The 18,800-nt window shown below is 70.6% G+C and carries 21 protein-coding genes and 1 pseudogene; 13 read left to right on the top strand and 9 right to left on the bottom strand.

What is annotated here, in order from left to right; translation table 11 throughout:
* Positions 1–66: 66 nt before the first annotated feature.
* The 3 genes from JNL41_RS21385 to JNL41_RS21375 all read right to left on the bottom strand — a co-directional run bounded on the left by JNL41_RS21385 (position 67) and on the right by JNL41_RS21375 (position 1,917).
* Positions 67–525, bottom strand: a complete 459-nt coding sequence (locus JNL41_RS21385) for a hypothetical protein (protein WP_293478248.1) — start codon at positions 523–525, stop codon at positions 67–69.
* 70 nt (positions 526–595) lie between these two features.
* Positions 596–1,258 (bottom strand): lysoplasmalogenase family protein, encoded by a 663-nt coding sequence (locus tag JNL41_RS21380; protein ID WP_293478246.1) that lies wholly within the window; start codon positions 1,256–1,258, stop codon positions 596–598.
* Positions 1,255–1,917, bottom strand: coding sequence for a nitroreductase (locus JNL41_RS21375; protein ID WP_293478244.1), 663 nt, complete (start codon positions 1,915–1,917; stop codon positions 1,255–1,257). The genes JNL41_RS21380 and JNL41_RS21375 overlap by 4 nt, the downstream gene beginning before the upstream one ends.
* An 81-nt stretch (positions 1,918–1,998) precedes the next feature.
* Between JNL41_RS21375 and mtgA the strand changes: the two genes are divergently transcribed.
* The 6 genes from mtgA to thiE all read left to right on the top strand — a co-directional run bounded on the left by mtgA (position 1,999) and on the right by thiE (position 6,728).
* Positions 1,999–2,721: a monofunctional biosynthetic peptidoglycan transglycosylase gene (mtgA, locus tag JNL41_RS21370; protein WP_293478242.1), complete on the top strand. Its 723-nt coding sequence runs from the start codon at positions 1,999–2,001 to the stop codon at positions 2,719–2,721.
* 50 nt (positions 2,722–2,771) lie between these two features.
* Positions 2,772–2,897: a hypothetical protein gene (locus JNL41_RS21365; protein ID WP_293478240.1), complete on the top strand. Its 126-nt coding sequence runs from the start codon at positions 2,772–2,774 to the stop codon at positions 2,895–2,897.
* Positions 2,898–2,979: 82 nt separating this feature from the next.
* Positions 2,980–3,405, top strand: coding sequence for a CBS domain-containing protein (locus tag JNL41_RS21360; protein WP_293478238.1), 426 nt, complete (start codon positions 2,980–2,982; stop codon positions 3,403–3,405).
* Positions 3,406–3,516: 111 nt separating this feature from the next.
* The gene (locus tag JNL41_RS21355) at positions 3,517–4,908 is read left to right on the top strand and encodes a cytochrome ubiquinol oxidase subunit I (protein WP_293478236.1); all 1,392 of its coding nucleotides are present in this window, start codon (positions 3,517–3,519) and stop codon (positions 4,906–4,908) included.
* Positions 4,905–5,936: a cytochrome d ubiquinol oxidase subunit II gene (cydB, locus tag JNL41_RS21350; protein ID WP_293478234.1), complete on the top strand. Its 1,032-nt coding sequence runs from the start codon at positions 4,905–4,907 to the stop codon at positions 5,934–5,936. The genes JNL41_RS21355 and cydB overlap by 4 nt, the downstream gene beginning before the upstream one ends.
* A gap of 144 nt (positions 5,937–6,080) precedes the next feature.
* The gene (thiE, locus tag JNL41_RS21345) at positions 6,081–6,728 is read left to right on the top strand and encodes a thiamine phosphate synthase (RefSeq protein ID WP_293478232.1); all 648 of its coding nucleotides are present in this window, start codon (positions 6,081–6,083) and stop codon (positions 6,726–6,728) included.
* A 27-nt stretch (positions 6,729–6,755) separates the two neighbouring features.
* On the opposite strand, the gene JNL41_RS21340 is transcribed toward thiE, so the two are convergent.
* The gene (locus JNL41_RS21340) at positions 6,756–7,169 is read right to left on the bottom strand and encodes a GFA family protein (protein WP_293478230.1); all 414 of its coding nucleotides are present in this window, start codon (positions 7,167–7,169) and stop codon (positions 6,756–6,758) included.
* A gap of 76 nt (positions 7,170–7,245) precedes the next feature.
* On the opposite strand from JNL41_RS21340, the gene JNL41_RS21335 reads away from it, so the two are divergent.
* A complete protein-coding gene (locus JNL41_RS21335; protein ID WP_293478228.1) occupies positions 7,246–8,043 on the top strand; it encodes an inositol monophosphatase family protein in 798 nt (265 codons plus the stop codon).
* Between the two features lie 16 nt (positions 8,044–8,059).
* Entirely contained in the window at positions 8,060–9,091 is a 1,032-nt protein-coding gene (locus JNL41_RS21330) for a glycerophosphodiester phosphodiesterase (RefSeq protein ID WP_293478226.1), read from the top strand.
* An 85-nt stretch (positions 9,092–9,176) separates the two neighbouring features.
* Here the strand turns inward: JNL41_RS21330 and JNL41_RS21325 are convergent, their stop codons facing one another.
* Positions 9,177–11,036, bottom strand: coding sequence for an ABC transporter transmembrane domain-containing protein (locus tag JNL41_RS21325; RefSeq protein WP_293478224.1), 1,860 nt, complete (start codon positions 11,034–11,036; stop codon positions 9,177–9,179).
* Between the two features lie 120 nt (positions 11,037–11,156).
* On the opposite strand from JNL41_RS21325, the gene rpmE reads away from it, so the two are divergent.
* Complete coding sequence (rpmE, locus tag JNL41_RS21320; RefSeq protein WP_293364318.1) at positions 11,157–11,381, top strand: 50S ribosomal protein L31; 225 nt, start codon at positions 11,157–11,159, stop codon at positions 11,379–11,381.
* Between the two features lie 152 nt (positions 11,382–11,533).
* Here the strand turns inward: rpmE and JNL41_RS21315 are convergent, their stop codons facing one another.
* Both JNL41_RS21315 and JNL41_RS21310 read right to left on the bottom strand, forming a co-directional pair.
* The gene (locus JNL41_RS21315) at positions 11,534–12,046 is read right to left on the bottom strand and encodes a DUF1465 family protein (protein WP_293478222.1); all 513 of its coding nucleotides are present in this window, start codon (positions 12,044–12,046) and stop codon (positions 11,534–11,536) included.
* A gap of 77 nt (positions 12,047–12,123) precedes the next feature.
* Entirely contained in the window at positions 12,124–12,330 is a 207-nt protein-coding gene (locus JNL41_RS21310) for a DUF1192 domain-containing protein (protein WP_293478220.1), read from the bottom strand.
* Positions 12,331–12,467: 137 nt separating this feature from the next.
* Between JNL41_RS21310 and JNL41_RS21305 the strand changes: the two genes are divergently transcribed.
* The 3 genes from JNL41_RS21305 to JNL41_RS21295 all read left to right on the top strand — a co-directional run bounded on the left by JNL41_RS21305 (position 12,468) and on the right by JNL41_RS21295 (position 15,466).
* Positions 12,468–13,463: an NAD(P)H-quinone oxidoreductase gene (locus JNL41_RS21305; RefSeq protein WP_293478218.1), complete on the top strand. Its 996-nt coding sequence runs from the start codon at positions 12,468–12,470 to the stop codon at positions 13,461–13,463.
* 36 nt (positions 13,464–13,499) lie between these two features.
* The gene (locus JNL41_RS21300; RefSeq protein WP_293478216.1) at positions 13,500–13,880 is read left to right on the top strand and encodes a low affinity iron permease family protein; all 381 of its coding nucleotides are present in this window, start codon (positions 13,500–13,502) and stop codon (positions 13,878–13,880) included.
* Between the two features lie 80 nt (positions 13,881–13,960).
* Positions 13,961–15,466: an MFS transporter gene (locus tag JNL41_RS21295; RefSeq protein ID WP_293478214.1), complete on the top strand. Its 1,506-nt coding sequence runs from the start codon at positions 13,961–13,963 to the stop codon at positions 15,464–15,466.
* An 18-nt stretch (positions 15,467–15,484) separates the two neighbouring features.
* Here the strand turns inward: JNL41_RS21295 and JNL41_RS21290 are convergent, their stop codons facing one another.
* Both JNL41_RS21290 and JNL41_RS21285 read right to left on the bottom strand, forming a co-directional pair.
* Positions 15,485–16,711, bottom strand: coding sequence for a TetR/AcrR family transcriptional regulator (locus tag JNL41_RS21290; RefSeq protein ID WP_293478212.1), 1,227 nt, complete (start codon positions 16,709–16,711; stop codon positions 15,485–15,487).
* Positions 16,712–16,820: 109 nt separating this feature from the next.
* On the bottom strand, positions 16,821–18,215 hold the full coding sequence (locus tag JNL41_RS21285; RefSeq protein WP_293478210.1) for a helix-turn-helix transcriptional regulator: 1,395 nt from the start codon (positions 18,213–18,215) through the stop codon (positions 16,821–16,823).
* A gap of 147 nt (positions 18,216–18,362) precedes the next feature.
* Between JNL41_RS21285 and JNL41_RS21280 the strand changes: the two are divergent.
* A pseudogene (locus JNL41_RS21280) lies at positions 18,363–18,800 on the top strand (hypothetical protein); the annotation flags it as partial.

Genomic DNA, 18,800 nt, shown 5'->3' with positions numbered 1-18,800 from the left:
GCCCGCAGCCTCTCACGGGCAGGCGCGCCATGCCACGGCTTCGGCGCGCCACGGCGCCGGGCGGCCTCACCCGATGGTTTCGAGCACCAGGACGGGCCTTTGCGCGGGCCGCAGGTTCCGCCGGTCGATGCGGCGCAGCTCGGCGAAGGTCATGTGCGGATGGGTGCGGGTCAGCTCCCGCAGTCGCCCCACGGCCACCGGCGCATAGGCGAGCACCACGCCCGCGGTGTCGCCCGCCAGGTCGTGGAACGACATCTCGCGGCCCACCAGCGCCTGGGCCACCTCGCTCGCGGCGCCCAGGCCCACCATGGCGACGGCGATCTCGGCGGCGCGCGAGCGGGGCAGCGCCGCCGTGGCGCCCAGCGTCAGGCCGTAAAACAGCAGCGCATGCGCCACCGTGTCCGGGAACGGCAGGCCGAGGTCGCGGTAGCGGAAGGGTCCGGTCAGCGCGACCGCCGCCGAGGCGGCCGCGAGGATCGCGCCGAAGCGGCACGCGCGCATCAGTCGGTGAGGTGTGAGGCGCATCGCTTTCTGCCGGCCCGGTACGAGGCGCACCATGGTCCGGCAGGGTGAAGACCCGCTTGAGAGGCGTGGTTTACGAAGTCCTGCCGCCGCCGAGCGTGCGCGACACGCCCAGCGCGATCAGCGTCTGGCCGCCGAAGTAGAGGCCCCAGACCGCGAGCCCCATCGGCAGGATGTCGAGCGCCGGCCGCCCCGTGCGGGCGAAGATCAGGAGGTCGGACACCGCGAACATGATCGCCCCCGCCGCCGTCAGGGTCCGCGGGAAGCGCGACAGCCAGGCCGCCGCCGTCATCGCCGAGAGCCCCGCCGCGTAGAGCGCGATCAGCCCCGCGCCCGCACGCTCGGGCGGCAGCAGGTAGGCGATCGCCGGGATCGCCACGAAGAGCACGCCGGCGACCGTCCAGTCCGCCGCGCCGAGACGGCGGCGGTTCCTCAGGTAGAGCCCGATCGCGGTCAGGTGCCCGGCCAGGAACGCCAGCGCCCCCGTCACCAGCCCGTGCGTCTCCAGCAGCACGTCGCCCAGGGCCCCGAAGGCCATCACGACCGCCAGCAGCCAGCCGTCGGGTCCCTTCGCCCGCGACGCCGCGTAGAGCGCCAGGAGCCCGACCCCGGCGCCCTTCCAGGCGATGGAGGCCGCCTGCGGCAGCGGCAGGAACCAGGAGGCGACGTAGCTGGCCCCCGCGGCCACCGCGGCGGCGAGCAGCAGCCCCGCGACACCTTGGCGAGGCAGGGTCATTCGAAGCCCCTCAGCTCGCACCACACGTCCATCGCGTCGCGGCTGGCGCGCAGCGTGTTGATCGGATGCGCCTCGTCGCGGTAGCCGAGCGCCATGCCGGAGAAGACCATGTGGTCCTCGGGCATTCCCAGGAACTTCGCCACGGTCTGCGGATAGCGCGCCCAGTATTCCTGCGGGCAGGTGTCGAGCCCGCGCTCCAGCGCCAGCAGCATCACGTTCTGCATGTACATGCCGAGGTCGGCCCACTGCGGCGGACCCAGCTTGCGGTCCAGGCAGAAGAAGACGCCCACCGGCGCGCCGAAGAACTCGCCGTTCTTGGCCAACTGGCGCAGGCGCGCGGGCTTGTCCTCCCGCGGGATGCCGATGGAGGCGTAGAGGTCCTCGCCGTTCTGGAACCGCCGCGTGCGGAAGGGGTCCCAGAGGTTCGGCGGATAAACGTCGTACTCGGGCGTTTCGCCGAACGGGTTCGCCGCGACGAGCGCCTTGAACTCGGCCAGCGGGACGCCGCTCACCGCATAGATCCGCCACGGCTGCAGGTTGCCGCCCGACGGCGCGCGTGCGGCGCGCTCCAGGATCTCCGCCACCAACGCGCCGGGCACCGGGTCGGGCCTGAAGGCGCGGATCGACACCCGCCGCTCGATCGCTTCAGAAACCTGCATCTTCGCTCCCCCGTAGCGTGACCTGGACCGACTCTGGCAGACTCGCGACTAGCATCCACACCCTAGGGCAGGGCAAGCGAAGTGGCGAAGGCGGGGGCGAGGCAGGGGGCGAAGGCGCGCGGCGGGTTCTGGGGCGTCGTGAGGGCGGCGATCGCCGCCGGCCTCATGATCTTCGTCATCGGCCCCGTCATCGTGGTGGCCGTCTACCGCTTCGTGCCGCCGCCGATCACCTTCCTGATGGTGCAGCGGGTGTTCGAGGGCCACGGCCTCGAGCGCAGGTGGGTCCCGATGCGCCGGATCTCCCCCAACCTGGTCCGCGCCGTCATCGCCGCCGAAGACGCACGCTTCTGCGACCACCGGGGCTTCGACCTCGAGGCCATCGAGAAGGCCATGGCCGCCAACGCCGCGGGCAAGAAGCTGCGGGGCGGCTCCACCATCAGCCAGCAGACCGCCAAGAACGTGTTCCTGTGGCCGGGCCGCGACTGGGTCCGCAAGGGCCTGGAGACCTGGTTCACCGTCCTCATCGAGATCGGCTGGGGCAAGGAGCGGATCATGGAGGTCTACCTGAACTCCATCGAATGGGGCCCGGGGGTCTACGGCGCCGAGATGGCCGCGCAGAAGAACTTCCACGTGCCGGCCAGCAGGCTCACCGTCCAGCAGGCGGCCCGCCTCGCCGCCATCGTGCCGAAGCCGCTGTCGTGGAAGGCCGCCAAGCCCGGCCCCTACATGAAGCGCCGCGCCGGCAGCATCAACCGCAACGCCAGGGCTGTGCGCCGCGAAGGCCTCACCGCCTGTGTCCTTTAGGCCACAGGTCCGTAACCGCTCCTTAGTCCTGTGTCGGCCACGCTTCCCGCATGGGAGCGAAACAGGAAGTCTCCAGGCTCAGCCTGATCGTCGCCGCCGCGATCGCCGCGATCCTGCTTGCGCCGCGAAGTCCGCCGCCGTCGATGGACGCGCCGAGCATGAGCGTCGCCCAGTAGCCGCGCCCTCGGAGGGCGCCTTGTCGGGAACGGTGTCGCCGCATCGGGGTTTTGTCGGCCGACACGCCGCAAGGAGGCTCCGATGAACGTCCGTGAAGTCATGACCGCCCAGGTCGCCACCGCCAGTCCGCGCACCACCATCCGCGAAGTGGCCCAGACCATGGTGAAGGTCGAGAGCGGCGCAGTGCCGGTCGTCGACGACGGCAAGGTGGTCGGCCTGATCACCGACCGCGACATCGTCATCCGCGTCGTGGCCGAGGGCGGCAGCCTGGATACGCCCGCCGCCGAGGTGATGACCGAGGGCGTCGAGACCTGCCGCGAGGACGACAACGTCGCCGACGCCACCGGCAAGATGGCCTCGAAGCAGATCCGCCGCCTCGTCGTGCTCGACGAGCAGGGCAGGATGGCGGGCATCCTGTCGCTGGGCGACGTGGCCGTCGACTATGGCGCCAAGGCCGTCGGCAAGACCCTGGAAGCCATCTCCGAGAACACCCCCGCGGCGCATTAGGGCCCGCAAAGCCCTCGCAAGCGGCGGCGCGTGAGTGCCAACCCGCGGCGTTGGTGCTAGACCGACCGATGCAGGGGCGCCGCACGGGAGCGGCGTCCGGGGGGACGCATCATGGACCTCGACGCGCTCATCCTGTCGCGGCTGCAGTTCGCGTTCACGATCGCGTTCCACATCATCTTCCCGAGCTTCACGATCGGGCTGGCCAGCTACCTCGCCGTGCTCGAAGGCCTGTGGCTGGTCACGAAACGCGACGCGTTCAGGACGCTCTACCTCTTCTGGGTGAAGATCTTCGCGATCTCGTTCGGGATGGGCGTCGTCTCGGGCGTGGTGCTCAGCTACCAGCTCGGCACCAACTGGAGCACCTTCTCCGCCGTCGCCGCGCCGGTGATCGGGCCGCTGCTGGCCTTCGAGGTGCTGGCCGCCTTCTTCCTCGAGGCCTCGTTCCTGGGCGTGATGCTGTTCGGCTGGAAGAAGGTCGGGCCCGGCCTGCACCTGACCGCCACCGTCCTGGTCGCCCTCGGCACCCTTATGTCGGCTTTCTGGATCATTTCAGCTAATAGCTGGATGCAGCATCCAACCGGCTTCACCCAGCTTCCCGACGGCACGCTGCGCGCCGTCGACTGGATGCAGGTGATCTTCTCGCCCACCTTCCCCGAGCGCTTCGCCCACATGGTGATGGCGGCCTACCTGACGACCGCGCTGGTGGTCGGCGCGGCCTCCGCCTGGCGGCTGCTGCGCAGGGGACGCGAGGACGAGTCGTGCCTGGCGCTGCGAATGGCGATCGGGATGTTCGCGATCGTGGCGCCGCTGCAGCTCTTCGTGGGCGACCTGTCCGGCAAGGACGTCGAGCGGCTCCAGCCGGCGAAGCTCGCCGCCATCGAGGCCTTCTGGGAGACGCGCACGGAGCAGCCCTTCCACGTGGTCGCCTGGCCCGACCGCGCGGCCGAGAAGAACCTCTTCGCGCTGTCCATCCCGAAGATGGGCAGCTTCATCAGCGCCGGCTCGACCCAGGCCGAGGTGAAGGGCCTGAAGGCCTTCGCGCCGTCCGACCGCCCGCCGGTCTTCATCGTCTTCTGGGCCTTCCGGATCATGGTGGGCCTGGGCGTGCTGATGATCGGGCTCGGCGCCTGGGGCGCATGGCTGATGTGGCGGACGACGGGACCCGAGACCAGCCGCTGGTTCCTGCGCGCCGCCGTGGCCATGGGGCCGGCGGGCTTCGTGGCCGTGATCTGCGGCTGGATCGTCGCCGAAGTGGGCCGCCAGCCCTACGTGATCTACGGCGTCCTGCGCACCGCCGACGCCGTGTCGCCCGTGGGCGCGGGCCAGGTCTCGGCGTCGCTGCTCGGCTTCATGATCGTCTACGCGGTGATCTTCACCATCGGCGTCCTCTACATCCTGCGCCTGATCGCGCAGGGGCCCGAGCGCATCGCCGAGGCGCCGCACGATCCGAACCGCCCGCCCGGCGCCGCCATGGCCGCCGCGCCCCGCGAGGCCGGCCAATGAGCCTCGACCTGCCCTTCATCGCGGCCGGCGTCATCGCGCTCGCCGTCCTGATGTACGTGCTGCTCGACGGCTTCGACCTCGGCATCGGCATCCTGTTCCCGTTCGCGAAGACGGACAGAGAGCGCGACATCATGATGGATACGGTCGCGCCGATCTGGGACGGCAACGAGACCTGGCTGGTGCTGGGCGGCGGCGGGCTCTTCGCGGCCTTCCCGTTCGCCTACGCGGTGCTCATGCCGGCGCTCTACCTGCCGATCATCGTCATGCTGCTGGCCCTGATCCTGCGCGGCTGCGCCTTCGAGTTCCGCCACCGGGCCCGCGCCCGCGGCAAGGCCTTCTGGACCGCGGCCTTCGCGGGCTCCTCGCTGGCGGCCACGCTGGCCCAGGGCTTCGTGCTCGGCGGCTTCATCCAGGGAATCAAGCTCGACGGCCGCGCGTTCGGCGGCGGCCCCTTCGACTGGGCGACGCCCTACAGCGCCCTCGTGGCCGTCGGCCTGGTGGCCGGCTACGCGCTCCTGGGCGCGACGTGGCTCGTCTGGCGGACCGACACTGAACTGCACAGCCAGGCGCGGCGCTGGGCCTGGGTCTCCGCGGCGGCCACCGCCGCCCTCCTGGCCGTCGTCAGCCTCGCGACCCTCTTCGTCCATCCGCGGATCGCCGGGCGCTGGGGCTTCCACGGGGACGGTTTCGACATGGCGACCTTCGCGCCGCTGCTGCCGATTCCCCTGGTGGGCCTGGCCGGCCTGCTGGTCGCCGCCTGGACGCTGCGCAGGCCCGAGCGCCACCACGCCGGACCGTTCGTGGGCGCCTGGATCGTCTTCCTGTCCGGCTACGCCGGCCTCGCGGCCAGCTTCTTCCCGAACATCGTCCCCTACGACCTCAGCTTCCGCGACGCCGCCAACGCCGACAACGCGCTCGCGCTGCTGCTGAGCGGCGTGGCGATCCTGCTGCCGATGATCCTCGGCTACACGATCTGGGTCTACTGGCTGTTCCGCGGCAAGGTCGGGAGCGATGCGGGATATCATTGAGCGTCCCCCGGAGGCCGGGGCGCCGCTGCCGCCCCTCTGGAAGCGGCTCGCCTGGTTCGCCGGGCTTTCGCTCTCCGGAGCGCTCTCGTGCGCGGCCATCGCCTACGGGTTGCGGCTGCTCCTCAGATAGGCTCCAAGGCCCGGATGGCCGAACCGCTCTGCCGCCTCTACCTGATCACCCCGCCGCGCCTGGACGACCTGGCCGCCTTCGGCCGCACGCTGGCCCACGCGCTGGACGCCGGCGACGTGGCCGCCCTGCAGATCCGCCTCAAGGATGCGTCCGACGAGGTGATCGCCGCCGCCGTCGATGCGCTGTCGCCCATCGCGCAGGCCCGCGGCGTCGCGGTGATCCTGAACGACCGCCCCGACCTGGCCGCGAAGCTCGGCTGCGACGGCGTCCACGTCGGCCAGGAGGACATGCCGCTCAAGGAGGCGCGCCGGCTCATGGGCCCGGACCGCATGGTCGGCGTCACCTGCCACGACAGCTTGCACCTGGCCATGGAAGCGGCCGAGGAGGGCGCGGACTATGTGGCGTTCGGGGCTTTCTTTCCGACCACCACGAAGGATGCGTCCACACGGGCCGACCCCGAACTGCTGACGGGCTGGCAGGCCGACATGGTCGTTCCCTGCGTCGCCATCGGCGGCATCACCGTCGAGACCGCCCGCGGCCTCGCCAGGGCCGGCGCCGACTTCCTCGCCGTCAGCGCCGGCGTCTGGGCCTATGCCGACGGCCCCGCCGCCGCCGTGAAGGCCTTCAACGCCGAGATGCTGGCGGGCGCGGCCGAACGCTGATCCACCGTTGTGGGACTCGGCGGCCCGCTACTCCGGCGGCCCGTCCGGGTAGACCGGCACGCCCTTCGGCGAAGTCACGAACGGGTGGCCGGTGGCGGCGTGGGTCATGCGGTGAGGCCCCGGCAACGTGTGATCGGCGAAGCAGCCGCCGCTGACGCCCAGGATGTCCCCGCCCCAGCTCTCGTCGTCGGGGGCGTACCAGACCGGGGTCCCGCACCGCGCGCACTGGCGGAACCGCGTCGTCGCGTCGTCGAGCCGGAAGGCCTTCTCCGCGCCGCTCTGTGCGACCATCTGGCCGGGCCTGAAGTAGGCGGTCACGCCGAAGAAGCTCCCCGTGCGGCGCTGGCAGCGGGTGCAGCAGCAACTCGACACCAGCATCGGATCGCCCTCCAGCGTCACCGAATAGTCGCCGCAGAAGCACCTCGCCACGCGTTGGGTCATCGTCCGCTCCTTGCCTTGGTCCGCCCCGGAGACTAGGTATCGCGCCCTCCGTCCGCCTGCCGAGATCTTTCCCAACGTGAGCACCCAATCCGCCCTCCTGAAGGTGATGAGCGACGCTGCCCGAAAGGCGGCGCGCGGGCTGAACCGCGACTTCGGTGAACTCGCCGAGCTGCAGGTGGCCAAGAAGGCGCCGGCCGACTTCGTCTCGGCGGCCGACCTCAAGGCCGAGCAGGTGCTGTTCGAGGCGCTCACCAAGGCGCGCCCCGGCTACGGCTTCTGGGGCGAGGAGCGCGGCCTGGTCGAGGGCACCGACAAGTCCCACCGCTGGATCGTCGACCCGCTGGACGGGACCACCAACTTCCTGCACGCCATCCCGCACTTCGCGATCAACATCGCGCTGGAGCGTGACGGGGCGGGCATCGTCGCCGCGGTCACCTACAACCCGATCACTCACGAGATGTTCTGGGCCGAGAAGGGCAAGGGCTGCTTCGTCAACGAGCACCGCCTGCGCGTCGCCGCCCGCCGCAACATGGACGAGGCGGTGTTCGCCACCGGCATCCCGTTCCTGGGCCACGGCCAGCACGCGAAGTTCCTGAAGGAGCTGCACCAGATCAGCCAGCGGGTGGCGGGCGTCCGCCGCTTCGGCTCGGCCGCCCTCGACCTCGCATGGGTCGCCGCAGGGCGCTTCGACGGCTACTGGGAGCGCGACCTGAACGCCTGGGACCTGGCGGCCGGCACGCTGCTGGTCACCGAAGCGGGCGGCAAGGTCACCGACGCCGAGGGCGGCGACGAGGTCCTGACCTCGGGCTCGATCGTCGCGGGCAACCTCGAGCTCCACCCGCAACTGCTCGGTCGCCTGACGGCCGCGAAATAGGGCTAAGCTCGGCGGCATGATCACCCGCCGCACCCTCGCCGCCTCCGCCATCGCCGCCTCGGCCGTCGTGCCCGCCGCTGCGAGGACGCCGGTCCGCCCCCTCGTCATCGCCCACCGGGGCGCGAGCGGCGAGCGGCCCGAGCACACGCTGATGGGCTACACCCTGGCCATCGACGAGGGCGCGGACTTCATCGAGCCCGATCTCGTCTCTACGAAGGACGGCCACCTCGTCGTGCGCCACGAGAACGAGATCGCAGGCACGACCGACGTCGCCAGCCGGCCGGAGTTCGCGAGCCGCAAGGCCGAGAAGACGATCGACGGCGAGAAGGTCAGCGGCTGGTTCACCGAGGACTTCACGCTGGCCGAGCTGAAGACGCTGCGCGCCCGGGAACGCCTGCCCGGCCTGCGCCCCGGGAGCGCGAGGTTCGACGGCCTCTACGCCATCCCGACCTTCCAGGAGGTCATCGACCTGGCGAAGGCCGACAGCAAGCGCGTGGGCCGCCAGATCGGCGTCTATCCCGAGATGAAGCATCCGGCCTATTTCGCGGGCCTCGGCCTGCCGCTGGAGGGCCGCGTGCTCGACGCGCTCAGGAAGAACGGCCTCAACACCAGAACCGCGCCGGTCTTCGTCCAGTGCTTCGAGGTCGAGCCGCTGAAGACGTTCGGCCGGCTCGGCGGCCGTGCGCGTCGCGTCATGCTGGTCAGCCAGGGTCCGGCGCCGGTGGACGTGAAGAGCGCCGCCGGCGTCAAGGCCATCGCGGCGTTCGCCGAGGGCCTGGGCCCCGAGTGGCCGCTGGTGATCCCCCCGCTCGACGGCGGCCTCGGGGCCCCCACCGCGCTGGTGAGGGACGCCCACGCCGCCGGCCTGCAGGTCCACCCCTGGACCGTCCGCGCGGAGAACGTCTTCCTGCCACCGAAGCTGCGCAGAGGCGCCAACCCCGCCGACCACGGCGACGTCGAAGCGGTGTTCAAGGCCCTCTACGCAAGCGGCGTCGACGGCGTGTTCTCGGACTTCCCGGGCCTGGCCGTGGCGGCGAGGGACGCTTAGCCGCCGATCCGCCCGACATTGGCGACAAGTGGCTCCGGTCGTCCCTGCGGCGAAGCCGGGATGACAAACGTAGGGTGGTTGTGGGTCACGCCGCCTCGAACTGCAGGGCCGCCAGCCGCGCGTAGAGGCCGTTCCTGGCGACCAGCTCGTGGTGCGTGCCTTCCTCGACGACGCGGCCCTCATCCATGACGACGATGCGGTCGGCCTTCAGCACGGTGGCCAGGCGGTGGGCGATCACCAGGGTGGTGTGGCCCTTCATCGCCTCGTCCAGCGCGCGCTGCACCAGGTGTTCGTTTTCGGCGTCGAGCGCGCTGGTGGCCTCGTCGAGCAGCAGGATCGGCGCCTCGCGGATCAGGGCCCGGGCGATCGCCAGCCGCTGCCGCTGGCCGCCCGAGAGGGCGCGCGCCCGGTCGCCGACCTGGGTCGCCGTTCCGTCCGGCAGGGCGCTGAGGAAGCCTTCGGCCTGCGCCGCCCTGATCGCGCCGGCCACCTCGAGGTCGCTGGCCCCGCCGCGGCCGAACCGCACGTTCTCCGCCGCCGTGCCCGAGAACAGCGGGCTCTCCTGCGCCACCAGGGCCATGCGGGCCCGCACGTCGCGCGGGTCGGCGTCGGTGAGGTTCACCCCGTCGACCATCACGCGCCCGGCCTGCGGGTCGTAGAAGCGCAGCAGGAGGCGGAAGACCGTGCTCTTGCCCGAGCCCGACGGGCCGACCAGCGCCACGCGCTCGCCCGGCCGCACGGCGAGCGAGAAGGCCTTCAGCGCCGGCAGGTCGGGGCGGCCCGGATAGGCGAAAGTCACCCCTTCGAACGCCAGCTCGCCCCGCGGCGGTCGCGGCAGCGCGATCGGGTCCGCGGGCGGCGCGACCCCCGGCCGGGCGTCCAGGAGTTCGCCGATGCGGTCCATGGCGCCGGCCGCCTTCTGCACCTCGCCCCAGGTCTCGCCCAGCGCGCCCACCGAGCTCGCCGCCATCACCGACAGGAAGGCGAACTGGAAGAGCGCGCCCCAGCTTATCTCGCCGCGGAGGCCCGCATGCACGCCCAGCCAGAAGACGCCCACCACCCCGCCGAACACCAGCACGATCACTGCGGCGGTCATCATGGCGCGGGTGGTGATGCGCCGCATCTGCGCCTGGAAGGCGTTCTCCACGGCCCCGCCGAACCGGTCGGCCGCGGCATCCTCGCGCCCGAACGCCTGCACGGTCTCCAGCGCGTCCAGGCTCTCGCCGGCCGAGCCCACGGCGTCGGCGAACCGATCCTGGGCGTTGGTGGTCAGCCTGCGGACGCGCCGGCCGAAGATGAACAGCGGCGCGATCACGAACGGGAAGGTCAGCAGCACCAGGCCCGTCAGCTTCGGGCTCACGAACACCAGCCAGATCAGCGCGCCGACCAGGATCAGCGTGTTGCGCAGCGCCACCGAGACCGAGGTCGCCAGCAGATTCTCGACGATGGCCACGTCAGTGGTCAGCCGCGACAGCACCTCGCCGGTTCGCGTGCCGAGGAAGAACGACGGGTCGAGCGTCAGGATATGGCGATAGACGGCCTTGCGGAGGTCGGCGACCACCCGTTCGCCCGTCGACGTCACGAAGTAGAACCTGAGCGCCGTGGCGATCGCCAGCGTCGCGGCCACCGCGCCAACCAGCAGGAACCGCTGGTCCACGCTCGCCGGGTCCAGGCCCTTGGCCGTCAGGTGGTCGACCACCTGGCGCACCGCCCATGAGATCGCCAGCGTCGCGCTCGACGACAGGAGGAGGAAGAACAGCGCCGCGCCCGCCCGGCCCCAGTGGGCCGCCAGGAACGGCCCCAGCCGGCGCAGCGCGCCCACGTTTCGGCTGCGGCCGCGCTTGGCCTTGGCGTCCGCCACCGACTGGGCGAGCGCCTGGCCGGCGCTGGGCCGCCCCTCGACGGAGGCGCTCTCGATGCCGGCTTGGGGCCCCGACTCACTCATCCCCGAACACCCTCGACAAGGCGCACCTTGCTTTTCACGCCGCGGTTCTCTATACGCGCGGCTTCCTTTTTCGCCGCCCTGACCGGGCCGGCCCGCACCCTTACGTCAGGCGTCCGTTCGATGAAACAAGACATCCACCCCGACTACCACTTCATCACCGTCGTCATGACGGACGGCACGACCTACAAGACGCGTTCCACCTACGGGAAGGAAGGCGACACGCTCAACCTGGACATCGACCCGAAGACCCACCCGGCGTGGACCGGCGGCGGTCACCAGATGCTGGACCGTGGCGGTCGCGTCTCGCGCTTCAACGCCAAGTTCGGCGCCTTCACGCGCAAGTGAGCCGGCATTAGCGGACTCATCCCGGCGAGGCCGGGATCCAGAACATGGACGCCGCGAGGGGCAACCTTCGCGGCGTTTTCCATTCGAGCTCCGCGCGGCGGAAGCTCGTTTCATTGGAACCGCGGTTCATTGAATGACGCCGCTGGCGCCGCCTATCCCCCGAACGCACTCTTCAGGCGGTCGAGGTGGCTGAGCACCGGGTTGGTCGGCTCGGCGGTTTCGCTGTCCACGTACATGCGCCGGTCAAGGTGGCGCACGCGCTCGTAGAGGCGCCAGGCGCGGTCGGCCAGGGCGGTCAGGCCGCGGGGGAGGTCGCCGCGCGAGGCTTCGGCGTCGGGATTGCGCGCGGTCTCGTCGGCGTTGAGGCGATAGCGCGCCTCGCAGGCGGCGGCCGGCTTCATGTCGCCTTCGCGCACGGCGCGTTGCACGAGGAGCCATGACGCCAGTTGCATGAGGCGCGTCGTAAGCCGCATGCTCTCGGCGGCGTAGGCCAGGGCCGCGTTGCGGGAAAGCAGCTTCGACTCCTGGCGACCCTCTCCGTCCAGGTAGGCGGCGGTCTCTTCGACCAGCTCCATGCCCTCCTGGAATGTCCGCTCGAACAGCTCGGAGCGGGCGAAGTCCTGGATGACGTCGTCACGCCAATCGGGGGCTCGGGTGTCCTGCATCCGGCGATCCCTACACCCAATGAGGTTTCCACGGACTGAACGAAAACGCCGCGGCGACCTTAGGCCGCTGGCCCGCGTCAGTTGGGTCGGGGCGCGAAGAGGGCGTCGGCGGCGGCGCGGCCCGACCGCTTCTTGTCGATCTGCGCCTGCACCCGCGCCTGCTCGGCGCGCAGGATGTCGAGCCGCTCTTCCAGCTCGTCCACGCCGAACAGTTCGAGGTCCTCGCGGCAGGCCTCGTACAGACGCTGGCCACGGCCGACCCGGGCTTCAGCAGGTTCTTCCATATCGAACCCTCCCTTGCGTCCCGCCAGCCTCTCCAGGCCGGAGAAGCTCGAATCCGGCGTGGGCGCCTTGCGCCCGTGTGGTGCGCCGCTATCTGACCTTTCGACGCTGATTTGCGCAAGTTTTCGGGGAATCCGCCATGACCAGTCCTGTCGAAGCCGAGACGATGATGGCGATCGCCGTCGAAGGCGGGAAAGGCCCGGCCTCGGCGCTGAAGCCCGTCCAGGTCCCGATTCCGCGGCCGGGGGACGGCCAGATCCTGATCCAGGTGAAGGCCGCCGGCGTGAACAGGCCCGACCTTCTGCAACGCATGGGCGGCTATCCGCCGCCGCCCGGAGCGCCCGACACCATGGGCCTCGAGGTCGCCGGTGTCGTGGCCAGGGCGGCGGGCCGCTGGAAGGTCGGCGACAGGGTCTGCGCGCTGCTGGGCGGCGGCGGCTATGCGGAGTACGCCGTGGTCGATGCGCGCCACGCACTGCCGATTCCCGACGGCATGAGCTTCGAGGAGGCGGCCGGCCTGCCCGAGACGGTGTTCACCGTCTTCGCCAACGTCTTCGAGCACGGCGCCCTGAAGGCCGGCGAGACGCTGATGATCCACGGCGCGACCTCCGGCATCGGCGTCACCGCCATCCAGATGGGCAAGGCCGCCGGCGCGAAGGTGATCGCCACCGGCCGCGGCGCCGACAAGGCGGCCGCCGCGCTCGCCCTCGGCGCCGACGTCGCCGTGGACGTGACCACCCAGGACTTCGCCGAAGTCGCCAAGGCCGAGGGCGGCGTCGACGTAGTGCTCGACATGGTGGGCGGCGACTACGTGCCGAAGAACCTCGACGCCCTGAAGACCGGCGGCCGGATCGTGTTCATCGCCGCCCTGGGCGGCGGCCAGCTCAACATCCCGGTCTTCGCGATCATGATGAAGCGTGCGGTGATCACCGGCTCCACGCTGCGCCCGCGGAGCGCCGACGAGAAGGCGCGCCTGGCCGGCGAGGTCGAGCGGATCGTCTGGCCCTGGATCGCGGCGGGCAGGATCAAGGTCCAAGTGGACAAGGTCTTCCCGCTGGCGCAGGCCGCCGACACGCATGCCCACCTGGAAGCCGGCGCCCACGTCGGCAAGGTGATCATGGTGACCGGCGACTGAGCCGGAACGGGCCTCGCCGCGGCGCGTTCGCCGCGGATGACCGATACCGCCGCCGCCAGGCCCATCCACCGCCAGCTCACCGCACTCGGCGTCCTCACCGCCCGGCCGGTCGCCTTCGTGATGCTGGGCGGCTACGTGATCGCCTGGATCGCCTTCGACGCCGAGAGCTTCGACATGCATGGCGGTGCGGCGCTGGGCGCCTGGCTGATGACGCTGTTCATCCAGCGCGCCGCGCACCGCGACACCCAGGCCATTCAGGCCAAGCTGGACGAACTGCTTCGCGCGCACGAAGCGGCCGACGCCGACCTCAGCGACATCGACGCGGAAGAGCCCGAGGAGATCGAGCGGCGGCGCGCACGCGACCGCTCGGTCCGCGACGGGCCCAATGTGTCCATACCGAAAAATCAAAAGCGTTGACGCTGCGGGAGGCTGCCCGCACCGTTCCCGTCCGCCGGCCAGAGGCGCACTGAACGCCGGCCGTCCGATGGGAGGAGAGCATGACCGCAGCGGCCCGCGCCGCCGAGGCGCCGCGCCTGGGGTTCCCCACCAAGCTGGCCTATGCCGTCGGCTCGACCGCCACCAACCTGAAGCTCAGGGCGCTCTCGACCTTCCTGGTCATCTTCTACAACCAGGTCGTGGGCCTGCCGCCGGCGACGGTGGGTTCGATCCTGGCGCTCGCGCTGCTGCTCGACGCGTTCCTCGACCCGATCCTGGGCCAGATCTCGGACAACGTCCGCTCCCGCTTCGGCCGCCGCCACCCGTTCATGCTGGCCGCCGCCCTGCCCTATGCGGTCTGCTTCTTCCTGCTGTGGAATCCACCGCTCGGGTGGAGCAACGAGGCGCTCGGCGTCTACCTGATGGTGCTGATCTTCTCGGTCCGCTTCTTCGACACCTTCTTCGAGCTCCCTCACCAGGCGCTCGCCCCTGAGCTGGCCAAGGGCTACGACGAGCGCACCAACCTGATGGCGCTGCGCCACTTCTTCCTGGTCGCCGGCGGTCTCGGCATGACCGTGCTGGCCTATCAGGTATTCCTCAAGGCGCGGCCCGACGGCACGGGCGGCGTCCTCGCCCGCGACGGCTACTTCGCCTATTCGCTGACCGGCGCGATCGTCATCTTCGTGACCATCCTCGTCTCGGTGTTCGGCACCGCCCACCGCATCCCTTACCTCGCCGAGGCGCCGCGCCGGCGGATCACCGTCAAGGGCATGGCGGTGGAGATGTTCCACACGCTGAACAACCGCTCGTTCATCGCCATGGCGCTGGCCAGCATGTTCGTTGCGGTGGGGGTGGGCGCGCGCAACGGGCTGGAGATCTACTTCGGCCTCTACTTCTGGCAGCTCAGCCAGCCGCAGCTAGCGGGCCTGGCGACCATGAGCGTCATCGGCGGCTTCATCGGGGTCTTTCTGGCGCCGGGCGTCAGCAGGTGGCTGGGCAAGAAGTGGGGCGCGGTCGCCACCTTCATCGCCGCCGTCGCCGTCCACATCACGCCGGTGTCGCTGCGCCTGCTCGACCTCGCGCCCGCCAACGGCACGCGCGAACTGATCTGGCTGCTCTACGGCGAGGAGATCGTGAACGCCACGCTGGCCGGGATCATCGCCATCCTGCTGGCCTCGCTGGTCGCCGACGTGGTCGAGGACGCCGAGGTCAAGACCGGACGCCGCTCGGAAGGCCTGCTGCTCTCGGCCAACAACCTGCTGCGCAAGGCCGTCTCCAGCGGCGGCATCCTCGTCGCCACCACGGTGCTGACCCTGATCGGCTTCCCCGAGAAGGCCGAGCGCAACGAGGTCCCGGCCGACGTGCTGCGCAACCTGGGCCTCGCCTACATCCCGATGATCGTGGGCTTCTACGCGGTCGGCATCGCGCTGATCTCGACCTACACGATCAACCGCGAGCGCCACATGGAGAACCTGGCCCGCCTCGAAGCCCGCGCGGTCGGCGCCGCGGCGGACGAGGCCGGCCCGGGCCTTGGCTCCGGCGAGGCGCCGGCCAACCTGAAGACATGAGCCCGCCGGCCTGCGCCGTCAGTGCCTGAAGATGCCCATCAGGAGGGGCTTCACGAAGACGGCGGCGGCGGCCTTGGGGCGCACGTCGGGGACCAGGTAGCCCAGTTCGGCGCAGGCGTTCAGGGTCGCGTTCAGCATCTGCGAGGCGATGAACGGATCGACGGGCCGCAGCGAGCCCTCGGCGATGCCGTCCGAGATCATCGAGGCGAAGCGGTCCGACACCCGGTTCGAATGCTCGACCATGACCTTGCGGATCTGTTCCGGAAGCGCGGTCAGCGCGTTGGTGCGCAGGAGCGGTCCGTGGTCGGAGAGCTGGAACTCGCCCAGCGCCGCGGCGCAGGCGGAGACCTTGTCCCACTGGTCGCCCGGAAGCTCCATCGCCAGCCGCTGGGCCCGTGTCATCACCTCGAAGCTGCGCTCGAAGCAGGTGACCACCAGGTCGTCCTTGGCCTCGTTGTGGTGGTAGAAGCTGCCCTTGGTGACGTTGAGCTCGGCCGAAATCTTGTCGACCGAGGCGCCGCGGTAGCCGCGCCGGTTGATCAGCCGCGTCGCCGCCAGCAGGAAGGTCTCGCGCGCCGGGCCGTCGGCGCCCGCGAGCTTGTCCATGTCGATCGGCGCGGGGTCCCAGTTCGCGCCCTCGACGGCCAGGCCGTTCACGAAGATGTCCATCAGCCGGTCGCGGATGCGCGGATAGTCCTCGGGATCGTACTTGGAGAGCCAGGCGCCGCCCCAGAACACCTGCTCCAGCACCACCCGCGTGCGCGCCGTGCGCCGGCCGCGCGACATCCACACCAGGTCGGGATGGTCGAAGATCTGGCGCGCCTTGCGGAACAGGCGGCCGTAGGCGCTGGCCACCTCCTCGCGGCGCGGCGAGGTGAGCGCCCGCAGCTCCGTGATGATCGGCAGCGGCGCCGCGGCGCCGGCCTCGGTGGCCTTCAGGATGTCGAGGTAGCGGGTGACGAAGCCGTGCAGCCGCTCCTGCGGCGTCGCCGCGCGCACGGCCTGGTCGGCGATGTCGGTCAGCGTCTCGATTCCGCGCGTGATGCAGGCGGCCGCCAGGTCGTCCTTGCGCCGGAAATAGTAGGTGACGCTGGTGGTGGACAGGTCGACCGCCGCGGCGGTGTCGCCCAGCGTCAGGCCCTTGATGCCCTTGCGGTTCAGGATGCGCGTCGCCGCGTCCAGAATGGCCTCCCGCTTGCGTTCGAAACGGTCCGTGGATCTCGCCGCGGCGGCGCGTGCAGGCATGTGGAAGGGCCATCCCCGAATTGGTCTGTCTTTTGACCCCGGATACCGGGCGGAGCCAAGGGTTCCCATACGTAAATTGAAGCCTGCCGCAGCGTTTTCCCGGCCCACGTCAGCTATCGGAGAACCCGAATGGGGCGCCCGTGCGGCGGATGTCGTCCGGCAGGATCTGGCGGCCGATCGGCGGGGCGGAACGGGCGACGCATTCCGTGCGGTGGCAGAGGCGGCAGGTGACCCCGATCGGCGTGGCTTCCACGGGGGCCTGCGGCTGCGAATAGACCAGCCGGTGCGCGTGCTCGGCGGCGCACCCCAGCGCGATGGCCCGCTCGACCTTGGCCTTGCCGAACCCGCCGCCGCCGGCGGTCACCGTGCGGGCGATGGAGAAGAAGCGCTGGCCGTCCGGCAGCTCCAGCCACTGGGTCACGATCTGGCGCGGCGTGCGGAAGGCCTGGTGTACGTTCCAGAGCGGGCAGCCGCCGCCGTGCCGGGCGAACGGGAAGCCGGCGCCGTCGAGGCGCTTGGAGACGTTGCCGGCCTCATCCACGCGGATGAAGAAGAACGGCAGCCGCTCGTCGCCCGGCTTCTGCAGGGTCGTCAGCCGGTGCGCCGTCTGCTCGAAGCTGGTCCCGAACTGCCGGCCAAGGGCCTCGACGTCGTAGCGCCGCTGCTCAGCGGCGCGGGCGAAGGCGGTGTAGGGCATCAGCAGCGCCGCGGCCGCGTAGCTCGCCAGCGCCCGGCGCGTCAGCCGCTCGGCGCTCTCCGAGAAGCTGCCCTCGGCCATCAGCGCATCCACGTCGCCGCCCAGTTCCAGGTAGGCCAGTTGCAGGGCGAGCTGGAAGCTCTGGCTCGCGTGGTCCTGGTCGTCGGCCAGCAGGACTTCGCGCCGGTGGTGGTCGAGCCGACGCACCGAGCCCACCATCACCGTCGGCGGCAGGCGGCGCACCCGCAGGCCGTGCCGCGACTTGAGGTAGGCGATCAGTCCGTCGGCGCCGCCCGTCGCCTGCGACAGCCGCTCTGCCGCGTCGTCCAGGGCCGGGAAGCTGTTGCGCCGCGCCGCCAGGAACCGGCGGCTCTCGGCCACCGGATCGGAGGCGTCGTCGTCGCGCGGCTCGGCGCTGTGGCGGTCGGCCAGCGCGAGCTGCTCCTCCTGGTAGGTCGTGTAGAGCCGCAGGAGCGCCTCCATCACGCCCGGGAAATTGGCCGCCAAGTCGGCGACCTCCAGGCCGGGCAGGTCGATGTCGGCGAACATCGGATCCTTCAGAACGCCTTGCAGCCGCGCCGTCTCCTCGGCCCCGCCGCCGCCCGCCAGCGTCGACATGTCGAGCTTATAGGTCTGCGCCAGACGCAGCAGCAGTTCGGCCGACAGCGGCCGATGGTTGCGCTCCAGCAGCGCCACGTAGGACGGCGATATCTCCAGGTCGGCCGCCATGTCGGCCTGCGTCAGCCCGCGGTCGCGGCGCAGGCGCCGGAGGCTCGGTCCCACATAGAGTCGGCGGTCGGCGGCCATCAACCTAAAGCCCTGAGATGTAAGACCTTACAGCATTACTTAGAAATCTTGTAAAGTTTTACACCTGCACCCCGCGGCGCCTCGCCCGCCGCCCTCGCCCGCGGTACGTGCCCGCCAACTCTCATTTCTGTCTGGGGATACCGGGCCATGGCGTACCAAGATCACATCATCGAGATGGGCCAGCTCATCAAGAGCAAGGCCGGCACGTGGGACGGCATCAGCGCCGAATCCGTGGCCCGCATGCGCCTGCAGAACCGGTTCAAGACCGGCCTCGAGATCGCCAAGTACACCGCCGGCATCATGCGCGCCGACATGGCCGCCTACGACGCCGATCCGGCCAACTACACCCAGTCGCTGGGCTGCTGGCACGGCTTCGTCGCTCAGCAGAAGCTGATCTCGATCAAGAAGCACTTCGGCACGACCAAGCAGCGCTACATCTACCTCTCGGGCTGGATGGTCGCCGCGCTCCGCTCGGACTTCGGCCCGCTGCCGGACCAGTCGATGCACGAGAAGACCTCGGTGCCGGCGCTGATCGAGGAGATCTACACCTTCCTGAAGCAGGCCGACGCCCGTGAGCTCGGCATG

This window comes from Phenylobacterium sp., assembly GCF_016793285.1.
In the GTDB taxonomy this organism is placed as follows: domain Bacteria; phylum Pseudomonadota; class Alphaproteobacteria; order Caulobacterales; family Caulobacteraceae; genus Phenylobacterium.
Note: the sequence above shows the minus strand (reverse complement) of the source record. Positions and strands in the feature narration are given on the sequence as shown.

Bases quoted from the DNA above. Each gene is read 5' to 3' on its own strand.
- JNL41_RS21315 (WP_293478222.1), bottom strand. From the start codon at position 12,046: ATGCAGGACACCCGAGCCCCCGATTGGCGTGACGACGTCATCCAGGAC.
- JNL41_RS21355 (WP_293478236.1), top strand. From the start codon at position 3,517: ATGGACCTCGACGCGCTCATCCTGTCGCGGCTGCAGTTCGCGTTCACG.
- JNL41_RS21360 (WP_293478238.1), top strand. From the start codon at position 2,980: ATGAACGTCCGTGAAGTCATGACCGCCCAGGTCGCCACCGCCAGTCCG.
- JNL41_RS21365 (WP_293478240.1), top strand. From the start codon at position 2,772: ATGGGAGCGAAACAGGAAGTCTCCAGGCTCAGCCTGATCGTCGCCGCC.
- JNL41_RS21285 (WP_293478210.1), bottom strand. From the start codon at position 18,215: ATGGCCGCCGACCGCCGACTCTATGTGGGACCGAGCCTCCGGCGCCTG.
- JNL41_RS21310 (WP_293478220.1), bottom strand. From the start codon at position 12,330: ATGGAAGAACCTGCTGAAGCCCGGGTCGGCCGTGGCCAGCGTCTGTAC.
- cydB (WP_293478234.1), top strand. From the start codon at position 4,905: ATGAGCCTCGACCTGCCCTTCATCGCGGCCGGCGTCATCGCGCTCGCC.
- JNL41_RS21290 (WP_293478212.1), bottom strand. From the start codon at position 16,711: ATGCCTGCACGCGCCGCCGCGGCGAGATCCACGGACCGTTTCGAACGC.
- JNL41_RS21340 (WP_293478230.1), bottom strand. From the start codon at position 7,169: ATGACCCAACGCGTGGCGAGGTGCTTCTGCGGCGACTATTCGGTGACG.
- JNL41_RS21325 (WP_293478224.1), bottom strand. From the start codon at position 11,036: ATGAGTGAGTCGGGGCCCCAAGCCGGCATCGAGAGCGCCTCCGTCGAG.
- JNL41_RS21375 (WP_293478244.1), bottom strand. From the start codon at position 1,917: ATGCAGGTTTCTGAAGCGATCGAGCGGCGGGTGTCGATCCGCGCCTTC.
- JNL41_RS21380 (WP_293478246.1), bottom strand. From the start codon at position 1,258: ATGACCCTGCCTCGCCAAGGTGTCGCGGGGCTGCTGCTCGCCGCCGCG.
- thiE (WP_293478232.1), top strand. From the start codon at position 6,081: ATGGCCGAACCGCTCTGCCGCCTCTACCTGATCACCCCGCCGCGCCTG.
- JNL41_RS21300 (WP_293478216.1), top strand. From the start codon at position 13,500: ATGACCGATACCGCCGCCGCCAGGCCCATCCACCGCCAGCTCACCGCA.
- rpmE (WP_293364318.1), top strand. From the start codon at position 11,157: ATGAAACAAGACATCCACCCCGACTACCACTTCATCACCGTCGTCATG.
- JNL41_RS21330 (WP_293478226.1), top strand. From the start codon at position 8,060: ATGATCACCCGCCGCACCCTCGCCGCCTCCGCCATCGCCGCCTCGGCC.
- JNL41_RS21305 (WP_293478218.1), top strand. From the start codon at position 12,468: ATGACCAGTCCTGTCGAAGCCGAGACGATGATGGCGATCGCCGTCGAA.
- JNL41_RS21385 (WP_293478248.1), bottom strand. From the start codon at position 525: ATGCGCCTCACACCTCACCGACTGATGCGCGCGTGCCGCTTCGGCGCG.
- JNL41_RS21295 (WP_293478214.1), top strand. From the start codon at position 13,961: ATGACCGCAGCGGCCCGCGCCGCCGAGGCGCCGCGCCTGGGGTTCCCC.